The sequence below is a fragment of the Bacillus cereus group sp. BfR-BA-01309 genome (assembly GCF_022664315.1).
GTDB lineage: Bacteria > Bacillota > Bacilli > Bacillales > Bacillaceae_G > Bacillus_A > Bacillus_A mobilis.
On record NZ_JAKUHE010000006.1, the window covers coordinates 325,959 to 335,540 of the forward strand.

Sequence of the window (9,582 nt, forward strand, 5' to 3'; positions counted from 1 at the left end):
AAAATAATGATAGTATAATAGAAGGAAAAGTGAGAAAAGATGTTATAGGATACTTATACAGTAAAATGAGTGGGGGAAGAAAACATGTATACAACATTTCTATTTGATTTAGATGGAACATTGACGGATCCGAAAGAAGGAATTGTAAATTCAGTATTGTATGCATTAAAGAAGCTTGGAATTGAAGAATTACATGTAAGCGAGTTAGATTCATTTATTGGTCCACCCATCCAGCAATCATTCATAGAGAGATACGATATGAATGAAGGAGAAGTTGAACGAGCTGTTTTTTATTTCAGAGAGTATTTACAGCAGCGTGGATTGTTAGAAAATAATGTTTACGATGGTATTCCAAATCTCTTAAAACAATTAAAATATACAGGAAATCGTTTATTTATAGCAACTTCAAAACCTACTGTATTTGCTGAACAAGTTATAGAACATTTTCAACTAACGAATTATTTCGAAGGTATTATTGGAAGTAATTTAGATGGTACGAGAATAAAAAAAGAAGAAATTATTTCTCATCTTTTACAAACAAATGAAGAACTTAAAAAAGAAGACATTGTTATGATTGGAGATAGAAAGCACGATATAATCGGTGCGAATCATAATGGAATTGCTTCAATTGGCGTTTTATACGGTTATGGTAGTAAAACAGAATTGACTGAAGTTGGTGCGAATCATATAGTAAAGGATGTAAAAGAACTACATCATTTTTGTTTAGAAAATAGTTTGGTAAAGAAGTAAATATAGAGACTAAAAATCCCTTTATAATGTATGATGATCAAATCGTATTTGTTTAAAGGGATTTTTCATATGTAATCGAATATGTATAATTAGACATTTTTAGCATGAAAAATTTGTATGAATAAGAGGAGGGATGTCAGAATCAAAAGATTAGTAGAAATTTAACTATAAAAGTTTGAATTTTCTGTTTAAAGGAGGGGTATAATTGGAGCTAGTTATTATATTATTAGCACTTAGTTTACTAATGTTTGTAGCATATAGAGGGTTTTCTGTTATTTTATTTGCACCGATATTTGCATTATTTGCGGTATTTTTGACAGAGCCTAGTTTTGTATTACCTTTCTTTTCGAATATTTTTATGGAGAAAATGGTAGGTTTTATTAAACTATATTTCCCGGTATTTTTACTTGGAGCAATATTTGGGAAAGTAGTAGAAATGTCAGGAATTGCAGACTCGATTGCAAAGACAATTATAGAGTTAGTTGGTGAAAAACGTACGATTTTAGCGATTGTATTAATGGGTGCGATCTTAACGTATAGTGGCGTTAGTGTATACGTAGTAGTGTTTGCTGTATATCCGTTCGCAGCTAAGCTGTTTAGAGAAGCGAATATCCCGAAACGTTTAATCCCTGGAACGATTGTACTTGGAGCAGTCACGTTTACAATGGATGCGCTACCTGGATCACCACAAATTCAAAACGTAATACCTACAACATTTTTTAAAACGGACATTTATGCTGCGCCGATACTAGGTATTGTAGGGGCAATTTTTGTACTGACGTTAGGTTTACTATATTTAGAGAGTAGACGTAAGAAGGCGAAGGCAGCAGGAGAAGGGTATTTTGGTTTTAACGATGGGGATACTGAAATGGCAGCATCTTTGCAAGTGCAAGTAGAACAAAAAGATATGCCATTACTGAAAAGCATTGAAATTACAAGAGTACAACAAGTGATTGCTTTTATACCACTTATTTTAGTAGGTGTAATGAATAAAGTTTTTACTATTATGATACCGAAGTGGTATCCGAATGGTTTTGATTTTTCTACAATTGGTATGAAAGCATTTGGAAAAGTAGAATTAAGTGCAGTAGTTGGAATCTGGTCAGTAGAATTGGCACTTATAATAGGTATTGTAACGACGTTATTATTATATTGGAAACGAGTAGTAACAGGATTTCAAGCTGGATTGAATACAAGTATTGGTGGAGCGCTACTTGCAACGATGAATACAGGAGCTGAGTTTGGATTCGGTGGTGTCATCGCAGCACTTCCAGGATTTGCGATTATGAGAGATGGTATTTCTGCCACATTCACAAATCCTTTAGTGAATGGAGCAGTCACGACGAATATTTTAGCTGGAATGACAGGTTCTGCATCAGGAGGAATGGGGATTGTTTTAAGTGCGATGGGAGATAAGTTTATTGCAGCGGCCAATCAATTTGATATTCCATTAGAAGTAATGCATCGCATCGTATCAATGGCATCAGGAGGAATGGATACATTACCACATAACGGAGCAATTATTACTATTCTTACAGTAACAGGTTTAACACATAAACAGTCATACAAAGATATATTTGCTATTACAATTTTGAAAACGGTTGCTGTGTTTTTAGTAATTGCATTCTATACTGTAACAGGAATTTATTAAGTCGATATTTTATAAACTAAAACATTAATTAGGGTAAGAAGGGGTGGAGTACTTGCAAGAAGTTGCTGAGTTTCGTATGCCGAAGTCCGTATTATATGGAAGAAATTCGCTTGAAAAGCTGGGGGAACAATCTAAGAAGTTGGGGAAAAGAGCGTTTATAGTTACTGATACAATTATGGAGAATTTAGGATATGTTGAGAGGTGTATACAACAATTAAATACGAAAGGTATTACTGTTATTACATATAATAAAGTAAATGCTGAGCCTACAAATATACACGTGTTAGAAGCGTTAACTATTTGTAAAGAAGGAAAGTGTGATTTTATTATCGGTATTGGCGGTGGAAGTTGTATTGATGCAGCGAAAGCAGTTGCAGTGTTATATACAAATGGTGGAGAAGTGGAAGATTATGTTCAAAAGGATATAGAAATAGACAATGATCCGCTACCACTTATTGCAATCCCAACAACTTCTGGTACTGGATCGGAAGTAACAAGTGTAGCAGTAATTACGAATAAACGAACAGATGTAAAAATGATGATGAAGCATCCGAGTTTTACCCCACAAGTAGCGATTATTGACCCAATTTTAACACGTTCGGTACCACCTCATATTACAGCAGCAACAGGGATAGATGCATTATGTCATGCAGTCGAAGCATATATTTCTAAAGTTTCACAATCACTTACCGATGTACTTGCACTTTCCGCAATTGAAAGTATTATGAAATATTTACGTATTGCATATGAAGATGGAGAGAATATGGAGGCAAGAGAAGCAATGATGATTGCGTCCTTACAAGCTGGAATCGCATTTTCAAATGCATCTGTTACGTTAGTTCATGGAATGTCTAGGCCAGTAGGGGCGTTATTTCATGTACCACATGGTATATCGAACGCAATACTATTACCTACAGTTTTAGATTATACAAAAGTTAGTGCAGTAAAAAAACTAGCTGAAATCGGACGTTGTTTAAATAAAGATATGTATTCGTATTGTGATGAAGAAGTAGCAGACTACACGCTGAGGGAAATAAAAAAGCTTTGTTTTGATCTTCGAATTCCAAATTTAAAAGAATATGGAATTGGTGAAGTTGAATTTGAAAAAGCTATTTCTAAAATGGCATCAGATGCAATTACAAGTGGAAGTCCAGCAAATAATCCACGTGTGCCATCGTATGATGAAATTAAACAGTTGTATCGAGCGTGTTTTCATTATCAATATGAAGATTCTATAAAAACATTAGATGATTAATTTCAGAATATTCTTATAAAATTTCCTTGGAAATAGTTAAAACAAGACTTTATATTACAAACGTAAAGTCTTGTTTTATTATGTATAATATACATAATAAAATGTTATGATTAGTTTTAAAAAACAGTTAAGGTGGGTGTTGTGTGTAATGAAAACAATAGGTTTAATTGGTGGCATGAGTTGGGAATCAACTTCTGAATATTATCGGATTATAAATGAAGAAATAAAAGTGAGATTAGGAGGGTTACATTCAGCAAAATGTATGATTAATAGTGTGGACTTTGAAGAGATTGAACGCTTTCAGTCTAACGGGGATTGGGATGGAGCAGGAGAAATATTAGGAAATGCAGCATATTCATTACAAAAGGGAGGAGCCGATTTTATAATTATTTGCACAAATACAATGCATAAAGTAGTTGAGAAAATAAAGGAGAATATTCATATTCCAGTTTTACATATCGCTGATGCAACTGTAAAAGAAATGAAAAGGAAAGATATTCAAAAGGTTGGTTTACTTGGAACTAAATATACAATGGAGCAAGACTTTTATAAATTACGCATAGAAGAAAATCATATAAAAGTAATGGTTCCATCAAAAAAGGATAGAGATAAGCTAAACGAAGTAATATATACAGAATTGTGTTTAGGAAAGATAACATCTCAATCTAGAGAGTATTACAAAAGAGTTATAGAAGAGCTAGTACAAGAAGGGGCGCAAGGAATCATATTAGGTTGTACAGAAATAGGATTATTAATAAAGCAGGAAGACGTATCTATTCCGATATTTGACACAGCTCATATACATGCAGTTGAAGCTGTTAATTTCGCTTTACAAAATAGATTATAATTATATTATGTAACCTAATTCGTGTTTGTGGAAAACATTCAGAAAATATTTTATAATGTAAGTGGTTACATTTAAGGGGGAATGCGTATGTTTTTAGTTCAACCAATCGCATTTGTGCATAATGAAAGAAAGGAAATAAAAGACGATGAGTGGGGAGAAGTAAGATCCTATATTACTTTAACTGAAACGTATACAGAAGAAAGTATACAAGGGATTGAAGATTTTTCTCACATTGAAGTTGTTTTTTACTTTCATAAAGTAGCTGATGAACAAATTCAATATTTTGCTAGACATCCTAGAAATAATAATGATTATCCTATAGTAGGCATTTTTGCACAGCGCGGGAAAAATCGTCCGAATCGTATAGGATCCACAATTGTAAAGGTGATCAAAAGAGAAGGTAAATCAATTATTGTTGAGGGGTTAGATGCTATTGATGGTACCCCTATATTGGATATAAAGCCGATAATGAAAGAGTTTATGCCGAAAGAAGAAATTGTACAGCCTAAATGGGCAACAGATATAATGAGACAGTATTGGAAGGGGAATGGAGTAAAATGAGAATATATGAGGCAACAATTGCAGATTTAGATGGACTAGCATCAGTTTTTAATAACTATCGTATGTTTTATAGACAAGATTCCGATCTAGAAGGAGCAAAAGTATTTTTACGAAATCGAATCGAGAGAAAAGAATCCGTAATTTTCGTGGCAGTTGAAGACGGTGAATATATTGGATTCACACAATTATATCCATCATTTTCTTCCATTTCGATGAAGGAATTATGGATATTAAATGATCTGTTTGTACAAGCCACTAAGCGTGGAGCAGGAACAGGTAAAAAATTACTAGAAGCTGCTAAAGAATTTGCCTTAGAAAATGGTGCAAAAGGTGTAAAATTACAAACGGAAATCGATAATTTATCAGCGCAGCGATTATACGCTGAAAATGGTTATTTGAGAGATAATCGTTATTTCCATTATGAATTGACATTTTAAAGAAATATAAGATTAAAAGAGACGTTTTCATTGTGAAAACGTCTCTTTTAATTTGTATTATAGTTGATTTAAAACCCAATTTGTAGCATCTTCAAAGTTTTCTGCAATGTAGTTTGGTTCAATATGTGCCCATTTGTCCCGGTACGTATGTAAAGCATCATATCCAGCGCCTGTTCGAACTAATATCGTCGTCGCATGTACAGTTGCTCCTGCAACGATATCAGTCCAACGATCACCAATTACAGCGCATTTTGTTAAATTAAGCCCATGTTTTTCGGCTGCTTGCAGCAACATACCTGTACTTGGTTTGCGGCATTCACAACCATCACCGTGTTTATGAGGACATACGTAAATATCATCAAAGCCGAACTCTTTTAATTCTTGTGCAAAATCAGCAACAGTCGCTATCCCATCCGCGATACCTGGCTGGTTTGTGAAAGAGAAAATTTTTATATTTTGAGCTTTTAGTTTTTGCAGAGCTGCTTTTGTAAAAGGAAATAATGTAAAAGAACCTGGATAATGTATTGTAGTGTCACCACCGATTGTACCGTCACGATCAATAAAAATAGCTTCGATGTTTGTCATATTTTTTAGTCCTTTCCATTTATAAATAGTTTAAAAATGTTTTACAAATCGATATCCATTCACTTCATATCCTAATTTTTTGTAAAAAGGATGTGCTTCTACTCTATTTGTTCCACTAACTAGCCATGTACCAATGCAATTATGTTTTTTTGCTAATTGTTCTGCATAATACATTAATGCTTGTCCAATGCCTTTCCTCCGTATCGTAGAATCAACGCTAATAATTGAAATTTCCCCATAACGAGTTATATCTTCTAAATTTTCACGTATACGAAATCCAAGTAATCCATATATAGTGTCTTCTTCTTCATAAACATATAAAAAATCAAAAGGACTCATTTTTACGAATCGCAATCGGTTGTTCATATCTTCATAGGAAATAGAGGAACCTTTTAATTCTTTCGTTAAAGAACAAAGTGCATCTATATCGTCTATCGTAGCTTCACGTATATGAAAGGACATATTATCCACTCCAATAAAATGTAATCAAACATTAAGTATTCTACTAAAAGATATTTATTCCTGCTATGAAAATGAATATTTTATAATGATATATAGATAGTTATATGTTATTCTTTTCCTTGATTGTATTGGAAATGGAAAGAAGGGGAATGTATGTTAGACGTGAATATCCGTTCTGCCGGATATGATATAGGAGAAAAGACAATTCATGATATTGCCTTTTCGATTGAAAAAGGTGAATTAGTTGCACTTATTGGTGCGAATGGTGCTGGGAAGAGTACGACGATTAAAACAATGCTCGGTTTACTTGTAAATATGAATGGTGAAATATCATTCGGTGAAAAAAAGAACCCTTATGCATATGTGCCGGAGCATCCGACATATTATGATTATTTAACGCTCTGGGAACATATTGAACTATTAATGGCTGCTCGCGAGAATGAGGGAGGAAGCTGGGAAAGGAAAGCTGAAGAATTATTACATATGTTTCGAATGGATAAACATAAACATGAGTATTTATCAAAGTTTTCAAAAGGAATGAAACAAAAATCGATGCTCATTTTGGCGTTTTTAACTGAACCAGATTTTTATATCATTGATGAACCTTTTATCGGCTTAGATCCAGTAGCTACGAAAGAGTTTTTAAGTTATTTATATAAAGAGAAAGAACGCGGCGCAGGAATCTTACTTTGTACGCACGTATTAGATACAGCTGAAAGAATTTGTGAGAGATTTTTACTCATTTCACAAGGTACATTAGTCGCAGATGGACATTTAGAATCTATTCAAAAGTTAGCTGAAATGCCAGGTAGTTCATTGTTAGACTGTTTTGATGTAATCGTTAGGCGTGAACAGCATGATTAAACAACAATTTTATAAAAGGTTGCGCCATGAACTGGGGCGTAAATGGAAGTCCATACGTTCTATAACTGATTGGACAGTTGCACTATATATTATTATTCCAGCACTTATATTTATAGGAATTTATTATCGTTCACTATGGATAGAAGAATTATCGATGGGGGAGACCGTTTATTTCGGATTAGGTCTACTTGTATTTTATGTGATTACATATTCAAGAGGAGTTCGCTCATTTTTTGAACAAGCGGATGGTTTATTTTTAATTTCATACCCCGCTCATATGCAAAAGTTAATGCAGTACGGTATGACATATACGTTTATTCGAATAGCGATAACGAATGTAGGGGTAGTAGTTTCTATGTTACCAGTGTTGATGAAAAGTATCGGAGTGACGAAGATACAAGTCGTATTATTTTGGTTATTCTTTACAGTATTTCGATTTATGTTGTCGTTATTAACGAGATTTATTCATGTACGAGTGGGGAAACGATGGCTACTCTGGACTATAAAAAATATAATATCTTCTATAAGTCTATCCTTTTTTGGATTGAGTCTGTTTCTTATTTATAAAAATCCATTTTATTCTATACCAAGTATCGGTCTAGCAGTTTTTCTAATTATCGTATTGATAAAAGAAAAACGAAATTATAAAAATTGCTTTTTTAAAGAAATTGAGAAAGAGAAAGAAGAAAGTATGCGCTGGACGAGTGGGATTATGCAAGTTGGTGGTCATACAGCTAAACCGAGTAGTTCGAATAAAAAACCGTGGATGTTTCCACGTTCTAAAAAGTTATTAGGGAAGAAAAAAGATTCTCGTATTGTTGAATCCTTTTTAAAAGAATTTTTCCGTACAAGTAGTGCACGAATATTTTATATTCAAATTGTTTGTATAAGTACTGTTAGTATTATCATGAGTCCGAGGTGGATTGCAGCTATTATTCTTGCATTTGCTTTAGTTGGAATTTCTCGTTATGCGCGCGATTATTGGAATGAATTTACGAAAAAAATGTTTCTTCATTTATATTGTGATGAAGGAAAATTACTATTGTTAAGATGGAAGGCAGATCGCTATTTATTACTTCCAGTACTACTTTTGTATGGAATAGTGATCCTTTCTCATTTTTATTTATTACCAGCTGTAATTGCCGGGGTTATTTTTATAGTATGGATTGGTTGGATTGTATTTTTACCGTAGAAAAAGAGCCTAAAAACGGCTCTTTTTTTAATCTGTTACACATTGATAAAGAAAATATACTAAAACGAGTATGCTTGCGGCGGAATACATGACATCTAAAGTCATCTGATTGCCTCCTCATTGTTGTTGTATTTATATTGTATGAAATCTTACAATTTCATATTCAAGTGAAAAATATGTGAACGTTAACAAAATTGTAAAGTGCAAAAATTACAATCATTTTGTATAATAGAAGGAACAACCGTTATATAAAACATAATAAGTGAAAGGGGAGGGAACATACATGCCAAATTGGTTTAGAAAAACCTTAGTCGCATTAATTACCGTATTTACATTTGGTTTAGTGACGCCTCCTTCCATATTACTTGATAATGCCAAAGCTGCGGACAAGCCTACGAGCACAGCTGGGCAACAAAATTTGGAGAGTACGTCCTATACATATGAAGAAACGAATGACAGGTTAACCACAGATACTTTTATTACGTACGCAATGCAAGAAGCAGAGAAGCAGTCGATGCAAAAGTTTGGCACTAAAATTGGTCCAGTAATTGAAGATGAGTTTAAAGATGTAATATTACCGAAAATTGAAGAGGCAATTGCTGAGCTTGCAAGTGATGTACCAGAGGAGTCATTACAATCATTAGCGATTTCTCAAAGACCAGCTGGCGGAAATAATGAAAAGATTTTTCATGTGTATGACACGAAATCAGGAGATGACTTATTACGATTTCATGTAAGAAGAGATCATCCACCGCAAGATGGTTATTATTTTAATTTCCACTATCACCGTTTTGATGATGGGTACTCTGGACACCATGAATTAGGAAATATTTATTGGAATACGAATGTACCGCCAAAATGGCTTTCTTAAAAAGAACAAGAGAAAATGAACTGCACCCCAATTGTTAGACACAGTCTAACAATTGGAGGTGCAGTTTTTCTATGGCTAAATTTACAGCTGATGAAAAAACACAAATC

At 33.6% G+C, this 9,582-nt stretch carries 11 protein-coding genes; 9 read left to right on the plus strand and 2 right to left on the minus strand.

Annotation, left to right across the window (positions count from 1 at the left end; genetic code table 11):
- Positions 1-84: 84 nt before the first annotated feature.
- From MR115_RS14450 to MR115_RS14475, 6 genes are all read left to right on the plus strand, one after another.
- Positions 85-750, plus strand: coding sequence for an HAD family hydrolase (locus tag MR115_RS14450; protein ID WP_242241749.1), 666 nt, complete (start codon positions 85-87; stop codon positions 748-750).
- A 205-nt stretch (positions 751-955) separates the two neighbouring features.
- Positions 956-2,401: a GntP family permease gene (locus MR115_RS14455; RefSeq protein WP_242241750.1), complete on the plus strand. Its 1,446-nt coding sequence runs from the start codon at positions 956-958 to the stop codon at positions 2,399-2,401.
- A 52-nt stretch (positions 2,402-2,453) separates the two neighbouring features.
- Complete coding sequence (eutG, locus tag MR115_RS14460) at positions 2,454-3,656, plus strand: alcohol dehydrogenase EutG (protein ID WP_242241765.1); 1,203 nt, start codon at positions 2,454-2,456, stop codon at positions 3,654-3,656.
- 148 nt (positions 3,657-3,804) lie between these two features.
- Positions 3,805-4,503, plus strand: coding sequence for an aspartate/glutamate racemase family protein (locus MR115_RS14465; RefSeq protein WP_242241751.1), 699 nt, complete (start codon positions 3,805-3,807; stop codon positions 4,501-4,503).
- Between the two features lie 87 nt (positions 4,504-4,590).
- Entirely contained in the window at positions 4,591-5,064 is a 474-nt protein-coding gene (locus MR115_RS14470; protein WP_242241752.1) for an SAM-dependent methyltransferase, read from the plus strand.
- Positions 5,061-5,501, plus strand: a complete 441-nt coding sequence (locus MR115_RS14475; protein ID WP_061679521.1) for a GNAT family N-acetyltransferase — start codon at positions 5,061-5,063, stop codon at positions 5,499-5,501. The genes MR115_RS14470 and MR115_RS14475 overlap by 4 nt, the downstream gene beginning before the upstream one ends.
- Before the next feature lie 57 nt (positions 5,502-5,558).
- Here MR115_RS14475 and MR115_RS14480 read toward each other — a convergent pair whose 3' ends face one another.
- Together MR115_RS14480 and MR115_RS14485 are read right to left on the minus strand one after the other, a co-directional pair.
- Positions 5,559-6,086, minus strand: a complete 528-nt coding sequence (locus tag MR115_RS14480) for an HAD-IIIA family hydrolase (RefSeq protein ID WP_242241753.1) — start codon at positions 6,084-6,086, stop codon at positions 5,559-5,561.
- Between the two features lie 30 nt (positions 6,087-6,116).
- Positions 6,117-6,548: a GNAT family N-acetyltransferase gene (locus tag MR115_RS14485; RefSeq protein WP_242241754.1), complete on the minus strand. Its 432-nt coding sequence runs from the start codon at positions 6,546-6,548 to the stop codon at positions 6,117-6,119.
- 153 nt (positions 6,549-6,701) lie between these two features.
- Here MR115_RS14485 and MR115_RS14490 point away from each other — a divergent pair, with 153 nt between their 5' ends.
- The 3 genes from MR115_RS14490 (at position 6,702) to MR115_RS14500 (ending at position 9,475) form a co-directional block, all read left to right on the plus strand.
- On the plus strand, positions 6,702-7,412 hold the full coding sequence (locus MR115_RS14490) for an ABC transporter ATP-binding protein (RefSeq protein ID WP_061679524.1): 711 nt from the start codon (positions 6,702-6,704) through the stop codon (positions 7,410-7,412).
- On the plus strand, positions 7,405-8,604 hold the full coding sequence (locus MR115_RS14495) for an ABC transporter permease (protein WP_242241755.1): 1,200 nt from the start codon (positions 7,405-7,407) through the stop codon (positions 8,602-8,604). Before MR115_RS14490 ends, MR115_RS14495 begins: the two co-directional genes overlap by 8 nt.
- 283 nt (positions 8,605-8,887) lie before the next feature.
- Positions 8,888-9,475: a YpjP family protein gene (locus MR115_RS14500; RefSeq protein WP_061679526.1), complete on the plus strand. Its 588-nt coding sequence runs from the start codon at positions 8,888-8,890 to the stop codon at positions 9,473-9,475.
- Positions 9,476-9,582 lie beyond the last annotated feature (107 nt).